This is a genomic window from Bacteroides sp. ET225 (genome assembly GCF_024733745.1).
GTDB lineage: Bacteria > Bacteroidota > Bacteroidia > Bacteroidales > Bacteroidaceae > Phocaeicola > Phocaeicola excrementipullorum.
Genome location: NZ_JANRHN010000004.1, coordinates 143,493 through 168,249, shown reverse-complemented (window position 1 = coordinate 168,249; position 24,757 = coordinate 143,493). Strand labels below are relative to the sequence as shown.

The following is a 24,757-nucleotide window of genomic DNA, read 5'->3' as shown; positions in this document are numbered from 1 at the left end:
CAGGCTGTAAATATAAATGATTTATAACTTTATACCCCGGGAAATAGGGGTATTTTTATTGTGCCATGAACAAGTAATGAAAAAAGTTTTCTATCTTTAGAGCCGGAATTCAGTTCTTTTATGCGATGCCGGTCTGTTCGTCCTGAAAATGTCAGCATTGTTTTCAGCGACCGTTTCCGAACCGCATGACAGAAGAGTGTGATAGATACCTTAAAATCCTTGATTATTCGATGAAACGGGTGAATGTATTAATTTTATTATTGCTTTTGTGCGGCGGAATTTCCAGAATGCAGGCCGATGCGCCAACGCATGGAGCATTGAACAGACTTGATGAGGTAATGGCGGGGAAGACCTTCTGTCAGGAACGAAGAGAGGATTCTATCCGTGTGCTGAAATTGCGTCTGACGCGTGCCGAAGATGACATGGAACGTTATGAACTGTGCAATTCTCTTTTTGAGATCTATCTGCATTACCAGGCAGACTCTGCTCTCCAATACATACAGAAGAAACTCAGCTTTATAAAGCCTGCCGACCATCCCTCGCTGAAAAATGAGATTCTGGTGAACCGTGCGGAAGTGATGGGAGTGATGGGTATGTACATCGAAGCCTTGGAAGCTTTGCAGCGGGTGGATTCCAGAACCTTTGATGCCAGACAGCTGATTTACTTTTACAGCACATACCGGGCTTGTTACGGATGGCTGGCAGACTATACGGTGAACTCCGACGAAAAGCAGAAATACTTTGAGCGGGCTGATATCTATCGGGATTCTGCGATTTCCGTCCTGCCCGTGAGCCCCGAACGCAGGCTGATGGAGGTTGAAGTGATGTTGAGGAAGGATGAGCCTGGAAAGGCGTTGAAAGTGCTTGACAGCTTGGAAAACTATTGTCCGGACGATAAATACCGGGCTTATCTGTTTTTTACGGAATCGTTGGCTTGGGAGCAATTGGGCAACCGCGACAAAGTTATCGACTGCTTGGTTCGTACGGCTGCCGTTGACTTGAAGATGGGCGTGCGTGAGTATGCCGCTTTGCCTAAGCTGGCGCGGCTGATTTATGAAGCGGGCGATCTGGAGAGGGCTTATCGCTATCTGAAATGCTCGATGGAAGATGCCGTTGACTGTAATGCCCGGCTGCGTTTTATGGAAGTAACGGAGGTCTATCCGATTATAGATAAGGCATATGTGGAGAAAGAAGGGCAGGAACGGCGAATGAGCCGGATTCTGTTCTGGTGCATTACTTCGCTGGCTTGTCTTCTTGTAGTGCTGGCGGTGTATCTTTATTATGGCATGAAAAAACTGTCGACGATGAGGCGGCATCTTTCGAACGCAAACGATGAGCTGCATGAAGTGAATGAAGAACTGGTGCAGACAGGAAAGATAAAGGAAGTGTATATTGCGCGTTATCTTGACCGGTGTGTCGAGTATCTTGACAAGATGGCTCAGTACCGCCGTTCGCTTGAAAAGCTTGCCATGGCATCCAGGCTGGAAGAACTGTTCAAGGCAATACGTTCGGAACAGTTCTTGAAAGATGAAAGGAAGCGTTTCTATAACGAATTTGACCGTTCGTTCCTTGATCTTTTCCCTGACTTTATAGAGGATTTCAACGGCCTGCTTGTTGAGGAAGGGCGCATTTATCCGAAGTCGGGCGAAATATTGAATACGGAACTTCGTATTTTCGCCCTGATTCGTCTGGGCGTGACTGATACTGCCCGGATTGCACACTTCTTGGGCTATTCGTTGGCTACTGTATACAATTATCGCAGCAAGATCCGTAACAAGGCTGCAGGCGACAAAGACCGCTTTGAGCAGGAGGTTATGAATCTGTAAGGGTTGACACTAAGATAATCAAATAAAAGACGATGAAAATTCCTGATTTAAGTTTCTGGAAGCTGTGGAACATCAGCTTCGGATTTTTCGGTGTGCAGATTGCTTACGCCTTGCAGAGTGCGAACATTAGCCGTATTTTTTCAACGTTGGGTGCAGATCCCCACAGTCTGAGTTATTTTTGGATTCTTCCGCCGCTTGCGGGCATCGTGGTTCAGCCTATTATCGGAGCATTGAGCGACCGGACGTGGTGCCGTTTCGGGCGGCGCATTCCTTATCTTTTTGTAGGGGCGCTGATAGCCGTTCTGGTGATGTGTCTGCTGCCTAATGCCGGAAGCTTCGGCATGTCGGTTTCCGCGGCCATGGTTTTCGGCCTGTTTTCTCTGATGTTTCTCGACACCTCCATCAACATTGCGATGCAGCCTTTCAAGATGATGGTTGGAGATATGGTGAACGAGAAGCAGAAAGGATTGGCCTATTCCATCCAGAGCTTTTTATGCAATGCCGGAAGTCTGGCCGGATACCTCTTCCCGTTTATCTTTGCGGCCATAGGAATCAGCAATGTAGCTCCGAAAGGCATAATTCCTGATTCGGTTATCTTTTCGTTTTATATCGGTGCCGTAATCCTTATTCTTTGCGTTATCTATACAACCGTGAAAGTAAAGGAATATCCTCCCGAACTGTATGCAGCCTATCACGGCATCAAGGAGGAGGAGAAGGCGGAAAAGACGAATGTGTTCAAACTGCTGGCCCATGCGCCCAAAGCATTCTGGACGGTAGGGCTGGTGCAGTTCTTCTGCTGGTCGGCTTTTATGTTTATGTGGACTTATACCAACGGAACGGTTGCTGCAAATGTCTTTGACACTCCGGTAGTGGAGCAGATCAAGGACGGGGTGACTCATCTGGTTCTTGACACGCAGTCGGTGCAGTATCAGACCGCAGGCGATTGGGTCGGCATCCTGTTTGCGGTGCAAGCTGTCGGTTCGGTGATTTGGGCGGCCGTGATTCCTTCCATCGCAAACAGAAAGTTTGCCTATTCGTTGAGTCTGGTGTTGGGCGGCATCGGCTTTATTTCTGTTTTCTTTATGCACAACCAGTATGCGCTGTTTTTCTCTTTTCTGCTGATAGGCTGTGCATGGGCTGCCATGTTGGCTCTGCCTTTTACCATTCTGACCAATGCGCTGACAGGAGGTCACATGGGTACCTATCTCGGATTGTTTAACGGTACTATCTGTGTGCCTCAGATTGTGGCGGCCATAGCCGGCGGCTGGGTGCTGGGCATGTTTGCTGACGAAGGGGCTATTGCTCCGGAAGTGAATATGCTGGTTCTTGCCGGTGTGCTGCTGATTGTCGGAGCCTGCTGTGTCGGGATTATCCGGGAGTCGGATCATGCGGAGGCTTGAATGAGATGAAATAGATGTGGATGTGTTTCTGCTTTTGCCTGTGCGCTTGTTCAGGCAAAAGCAGACATCAAGCTACACCGCACCTGTTGTCGGGCAGTATGGCTTTCCTGTGAAAGTGGAGTGGCATGTGGATGACCGTACGCTGGATGGAATGCCGGCCGACACGTTAAAAACCGATCTTGTATTTTCAAACATGTCTTCAGGGAGTAATGTTCCGTATCGGTTGTATTATTTGAAGCATAAAAGAATGCCCCAAAAGCCTGTTCTGTGGATGGCTTTTGGGGCATCGTTCTTTATCCTCGGTGGCTTTCAAGAATCATTTCCTTGATTTCTTCATTGAAGAGCTTCTGTTCCATCAGGTCTTCCAGCGTGATGTGCATCCGCCACCTCCAGTAATGATGCGGGTTTGCCGGAACATTGATGCGTTCTGCCTGGACATCCGGATTCCGCAGTTCCTCGCTGATGCTTGTCCAGTCTTGCCAGGTGAGAATGCACAGCATGGAAGGACTGTACAGGTGTTCATACACAATGTCCTTGCATAGCCAGCCCGGAGCATGTTCCGGAACTTCTCCCCAGCGGCGCATTTCGTGGTGATAGAAACGTTCTGTCACTTCAGGCGATTCTTCCCACCATCCTCTCAACGTCGACATGTCGTGCGTGCCTATGGTGCATACGGAGCAGTACGGATATTCATACACATGTCCGAATTCGTGCTGCGGATTCTTGGGCATCCGCTGAATCTCCAGTGAGAGAATCTGAAGCTGTTTCATGACCCATGGCACACAGTCGGGCACCATTCCCAGGTCTTCTCCGCAGGTCAGCATCGGCGTCGATTGGGTGAGGATCGGGAGTTTCTTCATCGCTTCATTATACCAGAATTCATTGTGGCGCTGGTAGAAGTAGTGATTATACAAATGGTTGAATGCGTCTTGCGCCTGTCCGTCCAGTTGCCTGTAGACAAAATTATTCTGTACGGCTATTCTGGGGTGATACATCTCTGCATTTTTCCGGTCGGGCACGAACAGCACATCACTGATAAGCGAATAGAGCTTTTCTTTGAGCGCGATGCTTTCCTCATCGGTTTTGTCCTTGAAGTAGGCCTCCACTTTCCGTTGTGTGTCGAACTTCGGGCGCATGGTGTAGATGTCATGATGAAGATGCTGTACGAATGTATTGCGCACCATGTCGCTCTGTTCGCCGAACACCGTGTTCAGTATGTAGTCATTGATGAAAGGTTTCGTCATGAATTCCTTGTCAAAATTCAGTCCGAAACTTCTTATTTCGTCCGCACTCATGGGAAGGGCAGGCGAGAACTGTCCCAGGAGCCCATGCACCGAGTGGACAGGTATTTCCCAGATACGGAAGAAGCCGAGGATATGGTCGATGCGGTAAGCGGTGAAATATTCCGCCATTTTAGAGAAGCGTTTTCTCCACCACAGATAGTTGTCTTTTTCCATGTCGTCCCAGTTGTAAGTGGGGAAGCCCCAGTTCTGTCCGTTTACGGAGAAAGCGTCAGGCGGCGCTCCGGCCTGTCCGTTCATGTTGAAATAGTGCGGCTCCGTCCATGCTTCTACGCTTGTGCGGCTTATGCCGATGGGAATGTCCCCCTTCAGAATGACTCCGTTCTTCCGGGCGTGTACGGCGGCAGCCAGCAGTTGCCTGTGAAGCTGGTACTGGATGTAATAATGGAACGCTATTTGCGTATAGGCCTCGTTTTCGGGGGCGCACAGTCTGGCGATATCCTCCTTGCTGTAAGAAGCGTGTTCCGGCCATTCTGTGAAGTCGGCCGTTCCGTATGTATCTCTCAGATGGCAGAAAGCGGCATAGGGCATCAGCCATTCTTTATTTTGTTCGAAAAACTCCTTGAAATCTGCGGAGGCCAATACTTTGTCTTTTTCCTGCCCGTACACAATGCTCAGGTATTCGCGCTTCAGTTTGTTTACGGCCTCGTAGTCTACCTGCGGAAGGGCGTTCAGCAGCTTGCGCTCTTTTTCCATCCGTTCGGCCGTTTCGGGGTCTTCAATCGGGCTGAGCTGGCGCAGGTCGGTATACATCGGGTGGAAAGCATAGATGGAAATGCTTTTGTACGGATAGGAGTCGAGCCATGTTCCGGTCATCGTCGTGTCATTGATAGGCAGAATCTGCACGGCTTTCTGTCCTGTACTTTCCGCCCATGTAATCAGGGTCTTGAGGTCGCCGAAATCTCCCACGCCGAAGCTTCCTTCCGAGCGGAGGGAGAAAACCGGGATGGCACATCCTGCGATGCGTGGAGCCGGCAGAGCGAAAAAGACTTCTGCTTCGGGCACGATATAGGTTTCGCCCCGTTGCAGAGGGCGGGTGTGGAATATCCGGTTGGGGCGTGCCTCCCATTCAACCACTGCACCTGTCTTGATGCTGACAGCCACGAACTTGTATTCGAAGGGTGTCTGCAAGGTTGAGGCATCGAGCGTGATCTGCCAAACGTTCGGCTGGATTTCGGTCATCCTCAGCGGACGGCAATACTCCCAGTTGCCCAGGGCGCTGCAGCTTCCGATAAGCCCGAGTGCCTGCTCTTTCGGAGTCAGTCCGGGGCAGAGCGCACGGAAGGTGATGCAGTTGCCCACCTTGTCGGGAAGCACGTTGGGGCGGCACGGGGTTGGCTGCATGCTGTTGAAAGCCGAGCTGTAGCGGAAAGCGTCGCCTGGCAGATCTCTCCAGCAGTCGTCGACTGCGTAATGAGTCTGCTGTGCGTTTCCTGAGTAAAACGAGTGGGGGATCATTCCCAGTTCTTTCCGTATGATTTTACCGTCGCGTACCACGCAGTAGCGGTAAGTGATGAGTTGTCCTTCAGTCGGATTCGTGTAATAGCATTCGCCCCGCCATTCTATTCCGTCGCGTGTAGAAAGCTCTATAATGTTGAGTCTGTCGTCGTTCAGTATAACGCTTAGACTTTCTCCCCATAGAGTCCGGTACTGGATGTGGAAAGTTAGTTTCATATTTTTCTGAGGTATTGAAGGTTTGTTTTATATGTGATTGTTCAAAAATAATGAATTTAGTTGACAATTCTTTTTTATGGGGCGTAAAATATAAAACGAAAATCTTGCAAATCCGCTTTGTGGACGGCTGTACGGCCTTTCTGCCGGAATTAAAATATAAAGGGAAAAGTGTGCGCATAAAAAAATCCGGAAGCCTGCTTCCGGATTTTTGCTCTCTTTTGCAAGATGCGAGAGGCTTTACGTGTAAGTATTAAGTGAGTATTAAAAGTCGCTTTTATGCGTCGATGTTCGCATAAGTAGCGTTCTTTTCGATAAATTCCCGGCGGGGAGCCACATCGTCACCCATCAGCATCGAGAAGATGTAGTCGGCATCAGCCGCATTTTCGATGTGCACCTGTTTCAGGATGCGTGTTTCCGGATTCATGGTCGTTTCCCACAGCTGTTCCGGATTCATTTCACCCAAACCTTTGTACCGCTGGGTGCGGATGCCTTGTTCGTTTCCTTCGCCGTATTTCTGGATGAATGCCTGGCGGGCTTCGTCCGTATAGCAGTATTCGCTGATTTTTCCCTTGGTGCATTTATACAGGGGAGGAGTTGCGATATACAGATGTCCTTCCTGGATCACTTCGGGCATATAGCGGTAGAACAGCGTCATGATCAGCGTATCGATGTGCGAGCCGTCGACATCGGCATCGGTCATGATGATCACCTTGTTGTAGCGTAATTTTTCGATATTCGCCTTCTTGCTGTCTTCTTCTCCGTCTACGCCGAAGCGGACTCCCAGCGCCTGAATGATGTTGTTCACCTCGTCGCTTTCGAATGCCTTGTGCCACATCGCTTTTTCTACGTTGAGGATTTTTCCTCTCAGCGGGAGGATGGCCTGGAACTGACGGCTGCGTCCCTGTTTTGCCGAGCCGCCTGCCGAGTCACCTTCGACAAGGAACAGTTCGCATTCTTCGGGGTTTCGGCTGGAGCAGTCGGCCAGTTTTCCCGGCAAGCCGCCTCCGCCCATCGGGCTTTTGCGCTGCACCGACTCGCGTGCCTTGCGTGCCGCGATGCGTGCCGTTGCCGCAAGAATCACCTTGTCGACAATCGTCTTGGCCTCTTTCGGATGCTCCTCCAGGTAGTTTGTCAGCGCTTCGCCTACCGCCTGGTTCACGGCTCCGCTCACTTCGTTGTTGCCGAGCTTCGTCTTGGTCTGCCCCTCGAACTGAGGTTCTGCCACCTTTACCGAGATTACGGCAATCAGCCCTTCGCGGAAGTCTTCGCCCGAAATCTCCACCTTTGCTTTTTCCAGAGCCTTGCTCTCTTCGGCATATTTCTTCAGTACGCGGGTCAGCGCCGTGCGGAAACCGGCCTCATGCGTGCCGCCTTCGATGGTGTTGATGTTGTTTACGTATGAATGGAGGTTCTCGCGGAAGCCCGTATTGTACATGATGGCGCATTCGATGGGCACGCCCTGCTTTTCGGTGTTCAGGTAAATCACGTCGTCGATGAGCGGCGTATTGTTCGAGTTCAGGTAGCGCACGAACTCCTTCACTCCTTCCTCAGAGTGGAACACGTCGTGCTTGAACGAGCCGTCCTCTTCCTTCACGCGCTTGTCGGTGAGCGTGATGGTGATGCCCTTGTTCAGGTATGCCAGCTCGCGCATGCGGGCTTCGAGTATGTTGTACTTATATTCTGTGGTGGTGAAGATGCTTCCGTCCGGCCAGAAAGTCTGCCGGGTGCCCGTGATGTCGGTCGTTCCCACTTCCTTTACTGCGTAGAGCGGTTTTCCGCATTCGTATTCCTGCTGGTATATCTTTCCGTTGCGGAACACGTTTGTGGTCATGTGGGTTGAGAGCGCGTTCACGCACGACACGCCCACACCGTGCAGACCTCCCGACACCTTATAGGAGCCTTTGTCGAACTTTCCTCCGGCATGAAGCACGGTCATGACAACTTCGAGCGCCGACTTCTTTTCCTTCTGGTGGAAGTCGACAGGTATGCCTCGTCCGTTGTCCTGAACGGTGATTGAGTTGTCTTCGTTGATGGTTACTTCTATATGGGTACAATATCCGGCGAGGGCTTCGTCGATCGAGTTGTCCACCACCTCGTAAACCAGGTGGTGCAAACCTTTTTCACTGATATCTCCGATATACATTGCGGGGCGTTTCCGGACGGCTTCCAGCCCTTCCAGCACCTGGATGCTGCTGGCCGAATAATTGTTTCCTCCGCTCTTCATCTGTTCTTCACTCATTGTTAATTAGGTCTATGTTTTTAAGCGTTCAAAGTTACGAAAAATATTGGAGAAAACCGCAGGCTGAAGGTTTTAAAAAACACGAAAAGCCCTTGTGCTCTTAGCGGTTCTGCAAACGCAAAAAGGCCGGATTGATAAATCCAGCCTAGATATCTTTGTAGTAATGGTGTGTTAAGCCAGCTTGCTGATGTGCTTAGCCAATTTTGACTTCAAGTTGGCCGCCTTGTTCTTGTGGATGATGTGGCGGTTAGCCAGCTTGTCCAGGATCTTCTGTACACTCGGATACATTGCTACAGCTTCTGTCTTGTCTGTAGTGGCGCGAAGTTTTCTTACAGCATTACGCATTGTCTTGGCATAATATCTGTTGTGCAGTCTTCTCTTCTCAGCTTGTCTGATTCTTTTGATAGATGATTTGTGATTTGCCATCTCGACTAATCTTTAAATATGTTCTTGATTTTGTTTGTTTATGTAGCCCGTGGGGGAATCGAACCCCCCTTTCAAGAATGAAAATCTTGCGTCCTAACCGATAGACGAACGGGCCATCCTAGCCTTTCGGGAAGACTCCCGGAAGTAGCGAGGGTATATGCTTCTCGTTTGCGGATGCAAAGGTAGGAAGTTTTTTCTTTCCTCCAAAATATTTGAGGACTTTTTTTATCCGTTTGTATGTTGGCGGCCTATAAATCTGTGCCGTATGCCTGCCAGGCATGTTTTTTCTTGTGGGGCAGGACATTGTTTATCGGGCGATTGTTCGTATATTTGCGGGTGCGTATGGGGCGGATGAGCGGCCGCTTGCGGTGCCTTTCCGGCAGAGCCGAAGATCCCGGCGGCATAAGTCTGCCTCTTCACTGCAGTGAGGAGAACGTATCACTGCAGTGAAGACATCGTATTGCTCCAGTGAAGAGATCGTATCACTCCAGTGAAGAGGTGTCTTTAGCGCGGAATCTTGAAAATTTCTTATAGGTAATGTTGCAGAAATTGCATGGAGTTGTGCTGTATGTGGTGAAATACAGCGACAAGTCGAACATCGCACACATATATACCGAGCAGGACGGGCAGGTTTCTTTTCTGATTCCCGCTGTCCGCCGTTCGCGCAAGTCGGCGGTCAATCCGGTTCTGTTCCGCCCGTTCTCGCTGGTGGAGATTGAAGCGGACATACGCCTCAAGTCCGGCCTGCATCCCATCCGCGAGGCAAGAATCTGGTATCCGCTCGACAGCCTGCCCTATCATCCTTATAAGATGGGCATATCCATGTTTCTTGCCGAGTTTCTGTACCGCACGTTGCAGGAAGAAGACGGCAATGCCCCTCTGTTCGCCTATCTGGTGAATTCCATTCGCTGGCTCGATGCTTGCGGCCGTGACTTTTCTAATTTCCATCTGGTCTTTCTCCTCCGCCTGACCCGCTTTCTGGGCTTTTATCCCAATCTGGACGATTATGTTTCCGGATGGTGCTTTGACTTGCTGAACGCCTGTTTTGTAGACGGGACGCCGTCGCACGGGCTTTTCCTTTCCGCTGAAGAGTCTTCCAGAATCATTAATCTGATGCGCATGAATTATGAAACGATGCGTCTGTTCGTTATGAGCCGGAATGAGCGCAACCGCTGCCTGGACGTTATCGTAGCGTATTACCGTCTTCACTTGCCTGCCTTTCCGGAACTGAAGTCGCTTTCTGTGCTGAAGGAGCTTTATGGCTGATAAAAGACAGAGGGCGCAGAATGTGATTGCTCATGCATTCTGCGCCCTCTGCGCCAGCTTTTGTCCGGAAACTTATCCGAGCAGTTCCTTTACTTTGGCTGAGATGGCCCGTCCCTCTGCCACTCCGGCGAGTTCTTTGGTTGCCACTCCCATCACTTTGCCCATATCTTTTCCGCCGGTAGCCCCTACGCGGGTGATGATGTCTTTCAGTCTGGCCTCCAGTTCCTCGGCCGAAAGCTGTTTCGGCAGGTAGGTTTCAATAACCCGTACCTGTGCCATTTCTTCTTCCGCCAGCTCCTGGCGTCCGGCCTGCATGTATCCTTCAGCAGAGTCTTTCCCTTGTTTCACCAGTTTCTGCATCAGTTTCAGTGCCGTTTCGTCGCTGAGCGTGTCGTTGGCTCCCGGAGCGGTTTTGGCTTCTAGAAAAACTTTCTTTACATTGCGCAAGGTTTCCAGTCTTACCTTGTCTTTTGCCTTCATGGCTTCCTTGATATCATTGCTGATCTGGTCAAATAAATCCATAGTGTTTTGAGTTTGTTTTAAAAAAATATTTTCTGTGGGTCGGAAGAATCTTCGCTGCTTCCCGATTCTGCGGGAGGCATTTCTTCTATGTTGGCTTTAGACTTGATGCTGTCCAGCGCCTTCTTGGTCCGGTTGTAGGTCGGCGTTGTTTCAACTACGCTGATGATGTCATCATTGTCCAGATCCTCTTGTGAGAATATGTAAATCTTGAGGTCTTTTTTTCTTCTGTCGTTTTCCAGCATGCCCTTGTAGACATTGGCCCGTCTGGTAGTGTTGCTGTCTTCCCTTTGCTGCTGTTCTGCCAGTCTTCTCTGTTCTTCCGCGCTGTGCTTTTGCGCAACGGCTTCCATGCCCGGCACGTCCTTTATTCCGAATCCTGTGGCAAGGATGGTAAATTTGATCTTGTCGCCCAGCTTTTCGTCGGTATAAAGTCCCCATTTGGTTTCGACATATCTCTCGAAGCGGCTCATGAACTCGTGGATTTCATCCATTTCGCCCATCATCAGTTCGCTGCTCGGGTTATAAGTGATCACGAAGAGCACTTTTTTTGAGTTGAAGATGTCGTTGTTGTTCAGCAGCGGGGAGTTGAGCGCATCGGTTATGGCCTGGCTGACCCGGTTCTCTCCTTCTCCGTATCCTGTGCTCATGATGGCCACGCCTCCGTCTTTCAGGACAGTTTGCACGTCGTTGAAGTCAAGGTTTATCTCACCCTTGAGCGTGATGATTTCCGCGATGCTCTTTGCAGCCACAGACAGCGTGTCATCGGCTTTCCCGAATGCGTTTTTCACGCTCAGGTCAGAGTACACGTGCCGCAGGCGTTCGTTGTTGATGACGAGCAGTGCGTCCACGTTTTTGCTCATTTCTTCCACGCCGTCGAGTGCCTGGTCGATTTTCCGGTATCCTTCAAACAGGAAAGGAATCGTGACGATGCCTACGGTAAGAATGCCCATATCCTTTGCGGTCTTGGCGATGACGGGAGCGGCTCCGGTTCCCGTACCTCCTCCCATTCCGGCCGTAATGAATGCCATGCGGCATCCGTCGCTCAGCATTTCCTTGATGTCATCCATGCTTTCTTCGGCTGCAGCACGCCCTCTGTCAGGCTTGTTCCCGGCTCCCAAGCCTTCGCTTCCCAACTGGAGTTTGTGGAGGACGGGCGATTCGTTCAGAATCTGCTTGTCTGTGTTGCAGACTACGAATGTGACATCGTGTATGCCTTCTTTATACATGTGGTTGACAGCATTTCCTCCTCCGCCGCCAACGCCGATCACTTTGATTATATGTAGAAAATCCTTTTCAAAATCGAAAGGCACTCTTTTTTCTTCTGGCATAAGAATATCGTTTATTTAAAATCAATAATTGGTTAAATCATTCGTCCAACAAGTCTTTTGAGATTTTGTTGGCTCCGTCCGAAAACTTGTTGGCTCTGTCTTCCAGAAAGTCCTTCAGCTTGTCGACAAACGTTTTCGGCTTTTTGCTCATCTTCTTTTTCAGTTCGTCAATTTCCTCCTGCTTTTCGCTGACATTCATTTCGATGGCAAGTTCAAGCTGTTCTTGCGCCTTGTCATATTTGTTCTTGCTCAGGTATTTTCTGGTTTCTTCCAGCAGCGCTTCGCATTCTTTCACTTTTTGAAGGCGGAGAGCTTCTTCCTTTCTCTTTGCTTCTGCTTCCTTTCTTCTTCTTTCCTCTTCTTCCTGCCTCCTCTTTTCTTCCTCCATCTCCTGCTGGGATTTCAAGTCATTGCCTGTTCCGGAGAAGAGCTCTGCAGATTTCGTGGGATCGATTTTGCAGCAGTTGTCCTTTCCGGCAGAAAGCACTCCGATGATTGTGTTGCACGTGCCGTCGTTGGGGAGTTCTTCGCTGTTTTCCAGCGAAATCTTGCTTCCTTTGGCTATGCGGACCTTGTCGCTGTGCATCGTTTGTCTGAACGCTTCGTCGATGTTGGGCATGTTGGCTCCTCCGCCTGTGATGACGATGCCGGCCAGCAGCTTGTCGCTGTAGTGCGAGAACTTGATCTGGTTTTCGACATTCAGGATGATTTCCTTGATGCGCGCCTCGACGATTTCTTCCAGCTCTGCGGCCTTGATGCTCGTCTGGTCGTCCAGCGAGTAGGTGATGTCGTTTTTCTCGCCTTCTTTCGGAGCTTCTGTGTAGGCGCTTGCAAACCTCAGTTTCAGTTCTTCTGCGTCTTCTTCATCGATTTGCTTGTCGCTGCTGATATCTTTCGTCACGTTGTTGCTTCCCAGCGGGATTACGGCAAGATGCCGCAATATGTTGTTCTTGTATATGGCAACAGTTGTGGTTTCCGCTCCCAGGTCAACCAGTGCGCATCCCGAACGTCTTTCATCGCTGGTGAGTACGGCTTCTGCCGTTGCGACCGGCGAAATGATATATCCCGCGATTTCGCATTTGGCCAGCTTGAAGCATTGCTTTATTTTGTCTTTCAGCGTCCGCCGTGCGATGATGTTCAGGTAATGGCCTTCGATGCTGTCTGTAGAAATTCCCACGGGATCGATACGCAGTTCTTTCCCTATCAGGTATTCTTGAGGCACTACTTCCAGGATATCTTTGTCCGGCAGAGCCATTTCTCTGTTTGCCTTCATCATGGAGTCGGTGAGCGCCAATGAAATCTTCGTTTCATCGTTGAATTGTCTGAAGACGCGGTTTTCAACGCTGTACATTGATTTTCCTCCAATCCCTACATAAGCCTTCTTGATTGATGCGCCAAGCTGTTCTTCAAGGCTTCTGATGATTGATGTGAGGCATTGCAGGGTTTTGTCTGAATTATAGATGACACCTTTTCTTATACAGTCGGAAGAGTGTTCGCTGGCATGCGCGAGAATCTGAATGCATCCGTCGGCCCTTTTCCTTCCTGCCAGGCCGATGATTTTTGTTGATCCCAGTTCGATTGCTACTATAAAGTCTGTTACTGCCATATCTTATTTCTCTTTTTTTGTTCCGATAATCTGGTTTTTGAATTCTATGCTTATGCGCTGGTACTTATTCCAACCGACATGATTCAACGCTTTTTCATAAAACGTTTGCAATTTACTGAATTTTTTGTCATAATCTTCAGCTTTTCCTAAAAAAAGAATGTGGTTGCCTACTCTTGGCACAATTTCTATCTCTTTTTGCGGAGTAATGTTGATTTGTTCTACCTGCGCCTTCCAGAACGGGTTGTCCTGAAGGTATTTGCCGAGTGCAAAGAGTTCGCCTTTCGCAAACTTTTTGTCGATGAACCCTGTGGCTACAGCTACGTGCACCGGCTGGCTCAGGACAGACATGATTTCGCCTTTGTTGTCGATGTAGTAGTTGTCCCCATTGTCGCTCATTATGCGCAGCAGGGGTATGCGCTGCCTGATGTCAATATTGACTTTATTGCCTGATGTCAGATAGCATTGCGCTTCGCTGACGAACGGGTATTTTGCTATGGTTTCTTCAAGAAGTCGTACGTTGATGCTCCCTGCAGGTTTTCCCTGTGGCAGCAGTCTTTTAGATTTCAGCAGCTCTTCAATACCTTTTTTCGTGACAAAGTTATAGTTGACGCTGTCTTCCACAGTCAGTTCTATACCCTCGCAAATCTTGTCGTCCGGTTTGCGGTTGAACAGGGTAACAGCTACTACAATGTAGCATGAAACCGCCAGCATCACAAATATCAGAAGAATCCGTTTTATCATCTGTCTTTTAATAGTTCATAGATTTGTGGAACATAATTGTCGATATCGCCTGCTCCCAATGTGATGAGCACCTCAATCTTCCGGGCTTTCAGCACGTCAAGCAGTTCTTCTTTTGTACACATCGTCTTTTCTATGCCCGGACGCAGGTTGTCATAAATCAGTTTGCTGGTAACTCCGGGGAGAGGCTGCTCTCGGGCCGGATAGATATCAAGCAGAATCACCTCGTCGAGCAGAGAAAGACTGTCGGCAAACTCTTTGTAGAAGTCACGTGTGCGCGTATACAGGTGAGGCTGGAATACGGCAGTCACCTTTTTGTCGGGATAAAGCATCCTGACGGACTTTACGCTCTGGCTTATCTCGGCCGGATGATGAGCATAGTCGCTCAGAAATACAATCCTGTCATTCTTTATCTTGAAGTCGAATCTTCTGTCTACTCCTTTGAATCCGGGCATGGCAGCCTTTATTTCTTCAGCCGTTGCGCCTGCTATTTGTGCCAGCGCCATTGCTGCCACTCCATTTTCAATGTTTACATAAACCGGCACTCCAAGACGGATGTCTGCAATATTTCCCAAAGGGGATATGTAGTCGAACATGATTTCACCGTTCCCGATACGTATATTCTCGGCATGGAAATCTCCTTCTGTTGCCGAATAGGTATAAACCGTTACTCCCGGCTGTACGTCGGGTTGCAGGTCGATACCTTTCTTTATGATAAGACAGCCGTCTTTCCGGATAAGTGACGTGTATTTGCGAAAGCTTTCCAGATAAGCTTCATGCGTGCCATATATGTCCAGATGGTCAGAGTCGGTGGCAGTGATGACCGTTGCATACGGAGTAAGCCAATGGAAGGAGCGGTCGAATTCGTCGGCTTCAATTACAACGTATCTGCTGTCTGAAAGCAGAAGGTTTGTCCCGTAATTCTTTGATATGCCTCCCAGAAAGGCATTGCATCCCACATGTGAACGGTCTATGAGGTAAGCCGCCATGGTTGAAGTGGTTGTCTTCCCATGAGTGCCCGCCACACATATTCCTTTTTCGGTGCGGGTCAGCATTCCCAATACCTGTGCGCGTTTGTGGATTTCAAACTTGTTGTCTTGAAAATAACAGAGTTCTTTATGTTCTGCCGGTATGGCCGGAGTATAGACCACCAGGGTTGAAGATGCATCTCTGAAATCTTCAGGAATCAGCGATACGTTTTCTTCATAGTGGATATCGGCTCCTTCTTCCTGAAGTTTGTGCGTAAGCTCGCTTGGCGTTTTGTCGTAGCCGGCCACTTTCTTTCCTTTTGAAAGAAAGTATCTTACGAGTGCGCTCATTCCGATTCCGCCTGCACCGATGAAATATACCGCTTTTATTGAATTAATGTCCATGTTCTTCTTTATATTTTAATGCCAGTTTGCATACCTCTTCGGCTATGACATCCGCCGAATTTTTGAAAGCCAGCCTGGTGATGTTTGTACTAAGTCTTTTCAGGGTTTCCGGTTCGTTCACGGCGCGTATGGCCGTATCGATCAGTTTCTCTTCCGCTTCGCTGTCCTTTATGTAGAGGGCTGCTTCCTTGTTTACCAATGCCAGTGCATTTTTAGTCTGGTGATCCTCTGCCACATTGGGTGAGGGAACCAGTATAACCGGTTTCCCCAACAGACAAAATTCAGAAATTGATCCGGCTCCTGCACGGCTGATGACAAGATCAGCAGCAGAGTAGGCGGCGGCCATGTCTGATATGAAGTCTGTGGTATGCAGCATAGGCATGCTGCCGGCTTCTTTTACGGCAGCCTTGGCTTCTTCAATGTATATTTTGCCAGTCTGCCATATAAACTGTACATCTGACTGCCTGATTTTGTTCAAACTGTGCATGACGCAGTTGTTGATGGTGCGCGCTCCCAGGCTTCCTCCGACAATCAGGATTGTTTTCTTCTGCGGGTCCAGGCCGAACATGCGTGTGGCTTCGCTTTTATTTATCTTTTCGTCAAGCAAGTTCTGCCGGACCGGATTTCCTGTCAGGATAATCTTGTCTTTTTCGAAGAAGCGTTCCATTCCTTCATAGGCGACGCATATTTTCTTCGCACTTTTTGCAAGAAGCTTGTTGGTAACGCCTGCATACGAGTTCTGTTCTTGTATTAAGGTCGGAATACCTGCTGCTGCGGCTGTCTTCAGCGTTGGTCCGCTTGCATACCCGCCGACGCCTACGGCTGCATCCGGCTTGAAGTCTTTGATGATCTTCTTTGCCATTCGTTGGCTTCGGAAAAGTTTGATGAGGACACTGACGTTCTTCAGCAGATTCTTCCGGTTGAATCCGGCGACAGGCAGTCCGATAATCTTGTAGCCTGCAGCGGGGACACGTTGCATTTCCATTCTGCCTGATGCCCCTACGAAAAGAATTTCAGAGTCAGGGTGTTTCTTTCTGATGGCATTGGCTATTGATATTGCAGGGAAGATGTGTCCTCCTGTTCCTCCTCCGCTTACTATAATGCGCAAACTGTTCTTTTCCATAATTGTTGTATTATTCACTACAAATTTACAAAAAGAAGTTCGAATGTTCTTTAGACAATTGTATATTTATGCTTCAAACCGGCTGTCCGGCGTTTGCGTCCTGATTTTCCGGTGCTACAGGTTCCGCATTCTGCTCAGGCTGTATGCCGAGGGTTTGCTGTTCTTCTTTCAGCCTCTGCTGTTCGTTTGCATATTTGCTTATGCTGAGAATCATTCCTATATAGATACAGTTGATAAGGGTAGAAGTTCCTCCTTTGCTTATTAACGGCAGAGGCTGTCCGGTGACCGGCATGATTCCCACCGCAACCAGCATATTGAACAAAGCTTGTATGACAAGCAGTATGCCGATTCCCATGATAAGAAACATGTGATAAGGCTTGTCGCACTTGTTGGCGATCTTGCCGATTCGCATGAGCAGAAGAATATAAAGCAGGGCTACGAATGCTCCTCCTATCAGTCCCATCTCTTCGATGATAATGGCATAAATAAAATCGGAGTAGGCCTGCGACAAGAAATCACGCTGGACGCTGTTTCCCGGACCTTTCCCGAGGATGCTGCTTGTCGCGATTGCTATATTGGCATGTGCAACCTGTGCGTCATTGTTCAAGTCATATTGGGCAGCGGGAATCTGTTCGTTGTTTGAGAAGTCGCTGATACGTTCTTTCCATGTGATTGGGCGTTCGATGCCAATCGCTTTCCATGCGCTGGCGGGAACACACCAGATGACACTGAAGGCAAGAATAATTCCTATGATCCCGATGCCGGTCAGCTTAGCCATCTGTTTGAACGGGATTCGGGCTACAAGCATCAGAACATAAACAGATACCGCCAGCAGGACTGCTGTCGAAAGGTTTTCGGTGATGATCAGTGCACAAGTTCCTCCCGTAACGCCAAGAATGAATCTGAACGCTTTTTTGTCTTCTCCGTTTTCTGTGTACATTTTGCTCAGAATGAATGCGACGGTAATGATGGTTGCCATCTTTCCCAGTTCCGACGGCTGAAATTGGATGATGCCCAGATCAATCCAGCGTTTGGCTCCATTGGTGGCGATTCCCATGATCAGCACGATAGCAAGCAATATCCATGAAATGGGGAGAAGTACAATAAATGTCTTGAACCATCTGCAAGGGATATTGTGGACGATCCATACCACAAAAACTCCGACCAGCAGCATGGTCAGATGATTCGTTATCGGTGCCCAGTGATCTCCGGTCTTGAAAGACAGGGTGCTTGACGCACTGAACACTTCGATAATCGAGATCAGGCACAAGAACAGGAAAATAATCCATACAGCCTTGTCGCCTTTGAAGAAATTCTTTAACAGATCCATTGTATTGTCAGTGATGTTTACAGGTTTCTAACACATTCCTTGAACTGTTCGCCCCGGTCTTCGTAGCTTTTGAACAAGTCGAAGCTTGCGCAGCACGGACTCAGCAGAACCGTTTCTCCCGGTTTTGCCATGCTGTAAGCGGCATCAACGGCGTCTTTCATGCTTTGCACATCGGCTGTCGGCAGGCCGAAACTGTCGAAGAATGCGTGCAGTTTTTCGTTGTGAAGTCCCAGAAATATCAGTCCGGTGCATTTTTCTTTTACCAGATCTGCTATTTCGTTGTAATCGTTCCCTTTATCTTTTCCTCCAAGAATCAGAATTGTTTTAGTCTTCATGCTTTGAAGCGCATACCAGCATGAATTTACATTGGTGGCTTTGGAGTCGTTGATATAGTCTACCCCTCTAACCCGGGCCACCTTTTCCAGTCTGTGTTCAACCCCTTTGAAGTCTTTCAGCGCTTCGCGGATGCATTCTTTCCGGATGCCTGCGATGTTTGCGGAAATTCCTGCTGCCATTGAGTTGAACAGGTTGTGGGTTCCGGTCAAAGCCAGTTCCTCTTGCTCCATGTTGAATGCAATCGGCCGGGTAAAACAAACTTTGTTCTCTTCTGAAAAAGCAGCCAGTCCGTCTTCCTTCTTCTCTGCGAACGGGAAATAGCGTCCGTGTATGCCATATTTGTGCAGCTCGCGCTGTATGATAGGGTCATCGTTCCAGAATACAAATGCGTCGTCATCCGTCTGGTTTTGTATGATGCGGAACTTGGCATCCACGTAATTCTGCATCTCATAATTGTAACGGTCCAGATGGTCGGGAGTTATGTTCATGAGCACGGCGATGTTGGCATGGAACTTATACATGTTGTCGAGCTGGAAGCTGCTTAGTTCAATTACATAGTAATCGTAGTTGCATTCAGCCACCTGGTATGCCAGACTTTGCCCAATGTTTCCTGCCAGTCCCACGTTCAGGCCCGCTTTCTTGAAGATATGATAAATCAGTGAGGTCGTAGTGGTTTTTCCGTTGCTTCCCGTGATGCAAATCATTTTGGCATCCGTGTATCTTCCGGCAAATTCTATTTCAGAGATGACAGGTATGCCCTTTGCTTTCAGTTTTAGAATTAGCGGCGCATCGTTCGGAATGCCCGGACTCTTGATCGCTTCATCCGCATTCAGAATCAGTTCCTCTGTGTGTCCGCCTTCTTCCCATGGGATGTCCCTTTCGTCAAGCATCTGCTTGTATTTGTCCTTGATGAGGGAAGCGTCGGAAACAAACGTTTCAAATCCTTTTTTCTGTGCCAGGACAGCGGCTCCTGTACCGCTTTCTCCGGCTCCTAATATGACAATTCTTTTTGCCATGGCTTTTTACCTTATCTTTAAAGTTATAATAGTTATCGCTGCCAGTACAATGGTTACAATCCAGAAGCGGACTGTAATTTTTGATTCGTGAAATACGCTTTGCGGGCGTGTGAACATATAGGTACAGTTCGGGTCAAGCTGCGCCATTGTTGTGCGGAAGTGATCGTGGATGGGTGTGCGCTTGAAGATGCGCTGTCTTTTTCCATGCTTCTTGCCGTACTGGAAATACTTTACTTGCAGAATGACTGAGAGATTCTCCACCAGAAAGACCCCGCAGAGAATCGGAATCAGCAGTTCTTTATGGATGATAATGGCGAAAACGGCTATAATGCCCCCAATGGTAAGGCTTCCGGTATCGCCCATGAACACCTGTGCTGGAAATGCATTGTACCATAAGAAACCGATCAGCGCCCCGATGAATGCGCAGATGAAGATAACCAGTTCTTCGCTGCCCGGGATGTACATGATATTCAGGTATTGCGCATATTCAATATGGCTTGATACATAAGCCAGTATGCCGAGCGTGACTCCCATGATGGCCGAATTTCCAGCCGCCATTCCGTCCATGCCATCGTTGAGATTGGCTCCGTTTGATACGGCTGTGACGACAAAGATTGTGACAAGTACGAATACAATCCACCCTGCAGCCTGTGTATGCTTTCCCATGAATCCCACGAAATCCGCATAATCCAGGTTGTTGTTCTTGAAGAACGGTATGGTTGTTTTCGTAGATTTTTCATCCTGGTTTTTATGCACAACGTCTACCACCCGTCCGTCTTGCTGTATCTCGATGTTTTCTCTGATTACCACATCGGGGCTCAAGTAGAGGGTGAGTCCGACAATCAGTCCCAGACCTACCTGTCCGATAATCTTGAATTTGCCGTGCAGACCTTCCTTGTCTTTCCGGAACACTTTGATGTAATCATCCAGAAATCCCAGCGTGCCGAGCCATATGGTGGTTATCAGCATCAGAATCATGTAGATGTTGTGGAGCTTGCCCAGCAGCAGGCATGGAATGAGTATGGCCACGATAATGATGATTCCTCCCATTGTAGGCACTCCCACCTTGTTGACGTTGAACGGATCAATGGATGCGTCACGTTGCGTTTCGGTGATCTGCTTCCTTTTCAGCATATTGATGAAATACTCTCCGAAGATTGCCGAAATCAGCAGGGCAAAGATGATTGCCATCAATGAACGGAATGACACGTAGCCGAACATACGCGCCCCCGGAAAATTGATCTGCTCCAGGTATTGAAATAAATAATATAGCATGTCTATCCAAAAATCGCTTTACCGTTAATACTTTTCGTTGCTGAAAATGTCTTTTAAAACCTCTTTGTCATCAAAGTGGTGCTTTACCCCCTTTATTTCCTGGTAATTCTCGTGTCCTTTTCCGGCAATCAGAATCACATCTCCGGGTTCCGACAGCATGCACGCCGTGCGGATCGCTTCTTTTCTGTCGGCAATGCTGAGCACTTTTCTGCTGTCATCCTTGTCAAGGCCGGCCAGCATGTCGTTGATGATATCCTGAGGCTCCTCGAAACGCGGGTTGTCTGATGTAATGATGACCTTGTCGCTGCGTCTTGCCGATTCTTTTGCCATCAGCGGCCGTTTGCCTTTGTCGCGGTTTCCGCCCGCTCCTACGACGGTGATTACCTTTCCTCTTCCTCTGAGCACCTCATGGATTGTGTCGAGGACATTTATCAGAGCGTCAGGCGTATGTGCATAGTCAACGATGGCGGTATATCCTTTGGGTGATCTCAGCGCATCGAATCGTCCGGAAACAGGATGGAGTGTGCTGAGCAGCAGCAATACGTCCTCAGGCTTCTTGCCCAGGATACAGGCAGCGCCGTAAACGGCCAACAGGTTGGATGCATTGAAGCGTCCGATAAACTGCACGTTCACTTCGCGGTTATTGATGTCCATCAGCATGCCGTCAAATCCATCCTCAAGAACTTTGCCCTTGAAGTCGCAAAGCGTTCTGAGCGAATAGGAGTATACTTTTGCCTTTGTATTCTGAACCATGACCATACCGTTTCTGTCATCGGCATTTGTCAGGGCGAAAGCCGTTTTAGGCAATCCGTCGAAGAATGCCTTTTTTGCCTTCAGGTAGTTTTCGAATGTTTTGTGATAGTCCAGATGGTCGCGGGTGATGTTCGTGAAGATGCCTCCGGCGAACCGCAGCCCTCCGATACGTTTTTGGGCTATCGAGTGCGAGCTGACTTCCATGAAGGCATATTTGCAGCCTTCATCTGCCATGCGTCCCAGCAGTTTGTTCAGCGTGATAGGGTCCGGAGTCGTATGGTCGGTGGGTATGGCTTCTCCGTCGATATAATTGCATACCGTGGAGATAAGTCCGACCTTATAGCCGAATTTTCTGAACATATTATATAATAAGGTAGCAATTGTCGTTTTCCCGTTTGTTCCGGTTACGCCTATGAGGTCGAGTTTTGAGGTGGGATCGCCGAAGAAGTGAGTCGCCAGTTTCCCTACCGCCTCTTCGGTGTCGGCCACCTGGACATAAGTGACGTTGCTGTCCGGGGAATCAGGCAGATTTTCGCACACTACGGCCGATGCACCGTTTCCGACAGCTTTGGCTATATAGGCGTGGCCGTCTGTCTGCGTACCTTTGACGGCAACGAACAGATTGCCGGCCTTGACATTACGCGAATCTATTTCGATGCCTGTTATATCCTTTCCGGCATCTCCAAGTATTGTCTTTATCGTAATCGCTTTGAGGATCTCTTTCAGTTCCATTTCTTTAGTTTTTAAGTGTCAGTGTAATTGTTTGTCCTTTGCGCAAGTATGAGCCGGGCGCGATGCTTTGAGCCGTAACCTTTCCCATTCCCGAAAGCCGGACATGCAGGCCCTTGCTTTCGAGCAGGTAGACAGCGTCCTTTGCCCCCATTCCTTTTACGTCCGGGACAAGCTGTTTGTTGTAGGCCGTCTGTTTCAGGTCGGCGTAATTGGTGGTATTTACGGCTTTGCCCCATATAGGCGCATTGCTTGCAGGTATCGAGCTGCTGTTGCTGTTTATGTTCAGTGCCTGAAGCACTTGTGCGGCTTCACCTATATCTCCGTTTTTGATGTCGGGGATCAGGATTGCGGCAGAATCCTTTGCATTGCTCAGGTCAATGTACAGATGTTTGGCGTAGATCCGTTCGGCGATGCGGCTGAACACACTTCCTGCCTGTACGCCTCCCGAAGGATATCCGCCGGGATCTTCGATAGATACAATGCAGCTGTACTGAGGGTTTTCTGAAGGGAAGAAGCCGCAGAAGCTGACGAGATATTTGGTCTTTCCGCTTTTATACCCTTTGGTTCCTTGTGATATTTGCGCTGTTCCGGTTTTTCCAGACACATGAAACTGCTTGCTTCCGGCCTGTTTGGCAAGTCCTTCGGCAACCACTTTCTGCAGCATGGTCCGGATTTGCTCCAATGTCTTGTCGGAACAGATTTTCGGGTTGACGATCTCTGTCGGATATTCTTTGATGATTTCTCCGTCTTTTGATATAGCTTCCACGAACTTCGGCTTCACCATTACGCCGTTGTTGGCGATGGCATTGTAGAAGTTCAGCAGATAGATGGGCGGAAACATGGTTTCATAGCCGATACTCATCCATGGGAGAGTTGTCTTTGCGAAATAGCTTCTTTCTTTCGGTCCGCGTATGCGCGGGCTTGCTTCTCCCACGAATCCGAGATTCAGCGGCTTGTCGATGCTCATTCTTCTCAGTCCGTCGATAAACTTCTGCGGGTTGTTTCCGTAAAACCTGTCGATGATTGTCGATACGCCCACGTTCGACGAATATCCAAGGATGTGCGTGACATCGATTTTCCCGTATCCTCCATGATGCCAGTTCCAGTCCTTCATATTGCTTCCGTGCATGTTGACGATGCCGTTTCCCGTATCCACCACATAGTCGGGAGTGATATATCCGTCTTCGAGCGCCACCATGATGGAGGCCGTCTTGAAGGTTGATCCGGGTTCCATCAGGTTGCTTACCGCATCGTTTCTCATTTCATAATAACTGCCGTCATTGCCCCTGCGCATGTTGACGTTGGCTCTGACTTTCCCGGTAGCCACTTCCATGACAATGGCCACGCCGGATTGCGCGTTGAGGTTCTTCAGCTGGTCGACGAGCGCTTTCTCGGCGATATCCTGCATGTCTACGTCAATGGTGGTGATTATGTCGCATCCGTCTACGGGGGGGACATCCACAATGTCTACGTAGGTTCCTCTGACCTTTTGCCTGTGCATGGCACCATCCTTGCCTCTCAAGATAGAGTCGTAAGTAAGTTCAAGTCCGTTTTTTGCTCCCATGGTGGCATCTGCATACACGTCGCCGAGCGTGCGTGCGGCCAGCGAGCCGAAAGGCTTTTTCCGCTGGTTGTATGCCAGTTCGTGGAAGCCTCCCTTGTTCTTGTTCAGGTTGAATACGGGCAGCTTCTTCACTTCCTTGTATTCGATGTATGAGATCCGTTTCGGATAAAGCAAGTAGTTCCGGCTTTTCTTTTTCCTTCCGTTCAGGATGTGCCGTCTGAATTCTTTCGCGCTTTTGTCCGGAAATATCTGGTGCAGCCCTTCGCAGATTTCTGTCAGATGGTTCATGAGCGTCGAATCGTTTCCTGCGTTCTGCGCCGCCACAAAATCCATATAGATTCTGTATTCGGGCAGGCTGCTGGCCATCAGCTTTCCGTCGGACGAGATGATATTTCCCCTTGTGGGCGGAATCTTCTTGGTTTCGCTCACGTAGCGGTCGGCAACCTCCATCCAGTAGCCCTTTTCCGCGAACATGATGATTATGGCTTTGACTATGACGGTTATCACAAGAATCCCCATGATGAAGATGAACCCCGTGTAACGCAGCAATATCTTGTCTTTGTTGGATGTCATTTCTCTGAGTCTTTGATTAAGAACGGTGGTGTGGTTGATGTTTCAAGCGGTGTCCCTTCTGCCGTGATGTATTCTTCGATGCGCGACTGCCTGCTCCGTTCGGTCAGTTCGGACGAAACCGTGAGCGCATCATACTTTATATCGACCAGCTCTCTCTTCAGTTCGTCTATTTCGATCATTTCCTGCTGGCTGGAGTACCGGTTGTCGATGTACACGATGATGAACACCATGACCAGTATGACCAGCGTCGTTTGCCGGCGCATGATGCGTACGAGCAGCTCTCCGCCCATTACCGTTTTCCACGTAACGTGCAGGTCCTGCTTCTGCTGTGTCTTGTCGTCTTGTCTTTCCATGTC

General features: G+C 49.0%; 19 protein-coding genes and 1 tRNA gene. 4 read left to right on the top strand and 16 right to left on the bottom strand.

What is annotated here, in order from left to right; all coding sequences use genetic code 11:
- The first annotated feature begins 230 nt into the window (after positions 1 to 230).
- The 3 genes from NW212_RS03380 to NW212_RS03370 are packed head-to-tail and all read left to right on the top strand — an operon-like array spanning position 231 to position 3,554.
- Positions 231 to 1,826, top strand: coding sequence for a DUF6377 domain-containing protein (locus tag NW212_RS03380; RefSeq protein ID WP_375337940.1), 1,596 nt, complete (start codon positions 231 to 233; stop codon positions 1,824 to 1,826).
- A 32-nt stretch (positions 1,827 to 1,858) separates the two neighbouring features.
- Positions 1,859 to 3,226, top strand: coding sequence for an MFS transporter (locus tag NW212_RS03375; RefSeq protein ID WP_258337228.1), 1,368 nt, complete (start codon positions 1,859 to 1,861; stop codon positions 3,224 to 3,226).
- A 16-nt stretch (positions 3,227 to 3,242) separates the two neighbouring features.
- Positions 3,243 to 3,554, top strand: coding sequence for a hypothetical protein (locus tag NW212_RS03370; RefSeq protein ID WP_258337227.1), 312 nt, complete (start codon positions 3,243 to 3,245; stop codon positions 3,552 to 3,554).
- Here NW212_RS03370 and NW212_RS03365 read toward each other — a convergent pair.
- The 4 genes from NW212_RS03365 to NW212_RS03350 all read right to left on the bottom strand — a co-directional run bounded on the left by NW212_RS03365 (position 3,520) and on the right by NW212_RS03350 (position 8,981).
- Complete coding sequence (locus NW212_RS03365; RefSeq protein ID WP_258337226.1) at positions 3,520 to 6,201, bottom strand: 4-alpha-glucanotransferase; 2,682 nt, start codon at positions 6,199 to 6,201, stop codon at positions 3,520 to 3,522. The two genes, NW212_RS03370 and NW212_RS03365, sit on opposite strands and share 35 nt — an antisense overlap.
- Before the next feature lie 274 nt (positions 6,202 to 6,475).
- Positions 6,476 to 8,440 carry a DNA topoisomerase (ATP-hydrolyzing) subunit B gene (gene gyrB, locus NW212_RS03360; protein WP_258337225.1) on the bottom strand — a complete coding sequence of 655 codons (1,965 nt, stop codon included), beginning with the start codon at positions 8,438 to 8,440 and terminating at the stop codon, positions 6,476 to 6,478.
- 171 nt (positions 8,441 to 8,611) lie between these two features.
- Positions 8,612 to 8,866, bottom strand: a complete 255-nt coding sequence (gene rpsT, locus NW212_RS03355; protein ID WP_258337224.1) for a 30S ribosomal protein S20 — start codon at positions 8,864 to 8,866, stop codon at positions 8,612 to 8,614.
- A 43-nt stretch (positions 8,867 to 8,909) separates the two neighbouring features.
- Positions 8,910 to 8,981 (bottom strand) — tRNA-Glu (locus tag NW212_RS03350).
- A 422-nt stretch (positions 8,982 to 9,403) separates the two neighbouring features.
- Between NW212_RS03350 and recO the strand changes: the two genes are divergently transcribed.
- Entirely contained in the window at positions 9,404 to 10,132 is a 729-nt protein-coding gene (recO, locus tag NW212_RS03345; protein ID WP_258337223.1) for a DNA repair protein RecO, read from the top strand.
- 72 nt (positions 10,133 to 10,204) lie between these two features.
- Here the strand turns inward: recO and NW212_RS03340 are convergent, their stop codons facing one another.
- The 12 genes from NW212_RS03340 to NW212_RS03285 all read right to left on the bottom strand — a co-directional run bounded on the left by NW212_RS03340 (position 10,205) and on the right by NW212_RS03285 (position 24,754).
- The gene (locus NW212_RS03340; protein WP_258337222.1) at positions 10,205 to 10,654 is read right to left on the bottom strand and encodes a GatB/YqeY domain-containing protein; all 450 of its coding nucleotides are present in this window, start codon (positions 10,652 to 10,654) and stop codon (positions 10,205 to 10,207) included.
- Between the two features lie 17 nt (positions 10,655 to 10,671).
- Positions 10,672 to 11,982: a cell division protein FtsZ gene (ftsZ, locus tag NW212_RS03335; RefSeq protein WP_258337221.1), complete on the bottom strand. Its 1,311-nt coding sequence runs from the start codon at positions 11,980 to 11,982 to the stop codon at positions 10,672 to 10,674.
- 37 nt (positions 11,983 to 12,019) lie between these two features.
- Positions 12,020 to 13,588 (bottom strand): cell division protein FtsA, encoded by a 1,569-nt coding sequence (ftsA, locus tag NW212_RS03330; protein WP_258337220.1) that lies wholly within the window; start codon positions 13,586 to 13,588, stop codon positions 12,020 to 12,022.
- 3 nt (positions 13,589 to 13,591) lie between these two features.
- On the bottom strand, positions 13,592 to 14,329 hold the full coding sequence (locus NW212_RS03325; RefSeq protein WP_258337219.1) for a cell division protein FtsQ/DivIB: 738 nt from the start codon (positions 14,327 to 14,329) through the stop codon (positions 13,592 to 13,594).
- Positions 14,326 to 15,699 carry a UDP-N-acetylmuramate--L-alanine ligase gene (murC, locus tag NW212_RS03320; protein ID WP_258337218.1) on the bottom strand — a complete coding sequence of 458 codons (1,374 nt, stop codon included), beginning with the start codon at positions 15,697 to 15,699 and terminating at the stop codon, positions 14,326 to 14,328. Before murC ends, NW212_RS03325 begins: the two co-directional genes overlap by 4 nt.
- A complete protein-coding gene (murG, locus tag NW212_RS03315) occupies positions 15,689 to 16,822 on the bottom strand; it encodes an undecaprenyldiphospho-muramoylpentapeptide beta-N-acetylglucosaminyltransferase (RefSeq protein WP_258337217.1) in 1,134 nt (377 codons plus the stop codon). Before murG ends, murC begins: the two co-directional genes overlap by 11 nt.
- A gap of 73 nt (positions 16,823 to 16,895) precedes the next feature.
- A complete protein-coding gene (locus tag NW212_RS03310; protein WP_258337216.1) occupies positions 16,896 to 18,152 on the bottom strand; it encodes an FtsW/RodA/SpoVE family cell cycle protein in 1,257 nt (418 codons plus the stop codon).
- Between the two features lie 17 nt (positions 18,153 to 18,169).
- Complete coding sequence (gene murD / locus NW212_RS03305) at positions 18,170 to 19,504, bottom strand: UDP-N-acetylmuramoyl-L-alanine--D-glutamate ligase (protein WP_258337215.1); 1,335 nt, start codon at positions 19,502 to 19,504, stop codon at positions 18,170 to 18,172.
- A gap of 6 nt (positions 19,505 to 19,510) precedes the next feature.
- The gene (gene mraY / locus NW212_RS03300; protein ID WP_258337214.1) at positions 19,511 to 20,779 is read right to left on the bottom strand and encodes a phospho-N-acetylmuramoyl-pentapeptide-transferase; all 1,269 of its coding nucleotides are present in this window, start codon (positions 20,777 to 20,779) and stop codon (positions 19,511 to 19,513) included.
- Between the two features lie 24 nt (positions 20,780 to 20,803).
- Positions 20,804 to 22,264 (bottom strand): UDP-N-acetylmuramoyl-L-alanyl-D-glutamate--2,6-diaminopimelate ligase, encoded by a 1,461-nt coding sequence (locus NW212_RS03295; protein ID WP_258337213.1) that lies wholly within the window; start codon positions 22,262 to 22,264, stop codon positions 20,804 to 20,806.
- A gap of 4 nt (positions 22,265 to 22,268) precedes the next feature.
- Positions 22,269 to 24,401, bottom strand: a complete 2,133-nt coding sequence (locus NW212_RS03290) for a penicillin-binding transpeptidase domain-containing protein (protein ID WP_258337212.1) — start codon at positions 24,399 to 24,401, stop codon at positions 22,269 to 22,271.
- A complete protein-coding gene (locus NW212_RS03285; protein ID WP_258337211.1) occupies positions 24,398 to 24,754 on the bottom strand; it encodes an FtsL-like putative cell division protein in 357 nt (118 codons plus the stop codon). Before NW212_RS03285 ends, NW212_RS03290 begins: the two co-directional genes overlap by 4 nt.
- Positions 24,755 to 24,757: the final 3 nt, after the last annotated feature.

Excerpts from the sequence above, each read along its gene's own strand:
- NW212_RS03380 (WP_375337940.1), top strand. The coding sequence starts at position 231 with ATGAAACGGGTGAATGTATTAATTTTATTATTGCTTTTGTGCGGCGGA.
- NW212_RS03375 (WP_258337228.1), top strand. The coding sequence starts at position 1,859 with ATGAAAATTCCTGATTTAAGTTTCTGGAAGCTGTGGAACATCAGCTTC.
- NW212_RS03365 (WP_258337226.1), bottom strand. The coding sequence starts at position 6,201 with ATGAAACTAACTTTCCACATCCAGTACCGGACTCTATGGGGAGAAAGT.
- gyrB (WP_258337225.1), bottom strand. The coding sequence starts at position 8,440 with ATGAGTGAAGAACAGATGAAGAGCGGAGGAAACAATTATTCGGCCAGC.
- rpsT (WP_258337224.1), bottom strand. The coding sequence starts at position 8,866 with ATGGCAAATCACAAATCATCTATCAAAAGAATCAGACAAGCTGAGAAG.
- recO (WP_258337223.1), top strand. The coding sequence starts at position 9,404 with ATGTTGCAGAAATTGCATGGAGTTGTGCTGTATGTGGTGAAATACAGC.
- NW212_RS03340 (WP_258337222.1), bottom strand. The coding sequence starts at position 10,654 with ATGGATTTATTTGACCAGATCAGCAATGATATCAAGGAAGCCATGAAG.
- ftsZ (WP_258337221.1), bottom strand. The coding sequence starts at position 11,982 with ATGCCAGAAGAAAAAAGAGTGCCTTTCGATTTTGAAAAGGATTTTCTA.
- ftsA (WP_258337220.1), bottom strand. The coding sequence starts at position 13,588 with ATGGCAGTAACAGACTTTATAGTAGCAATCGAACTGGGATCAACAAAA.
- NW212_RS03325 (WP_258337219.1), bottom strand. The coding sequence starts at position 14,329 with ATGATAAAACGGATTCTTCTGATATTTGTGATGCTGGCGGTTTCATGC.
- murC (WP_258337218.1), bottom strand. The coding sequence starts at position 15,699 with ATGGACATTAATTCAATAAAAGCGGTATATTTCATCGGTGCAGGCGGA.
- murG (WP_258337217.1), bottom strand. The coding sequence starts at position 16,822 with ATGGAAAAGAACAGTTTGCGCATTATAGTAAGCGGAGGAGGAACAGGA.
- NW212_RS03310 (WP_258337216.1), bottom strand. The coding sequence starts at position 18,152 with ATGGATCTGTTAAAGAATTTCTTCAAAGGCGACAAGGCTGTATGGATT.
- murD (WP_258337215.1), bottom strand. The coding sequence starts at position 19,504 with ATGGCAAAAAGAATTGTCATATTAGGAGCCGGAGAAAGCGGTACAGGA.
- mraY (WP_258337214.1), bottom strand. The coding sequence starts at position 20,779 with ATGCTATATTATTTATTTCAATACCTGGAGCAGATCAATTTTCCGGGG.
- NW212_RS03295 (WP_258337213.1), bottom strand. The coding sequence starts at position 22,264 with ATGGAACTGAAAGAGATCCTCAAAGCGATTACGATAAAGACAATACTT.
- NW212_RS03290 (WP_258337212.1), bottom strand. The coding sequence starts at position 24,401 with ATGACATCCAACAAAGACAAGATATTGCTGCGTTACACGGGGTTCATC.
- NW212_RS03285 (WP_258337211.1), bottom strand. The coding sequence starts at position 24,754 with ATGGAAAGACAAGACGACAAGACACAGCAGAAGCAGGACCTGCACGTT.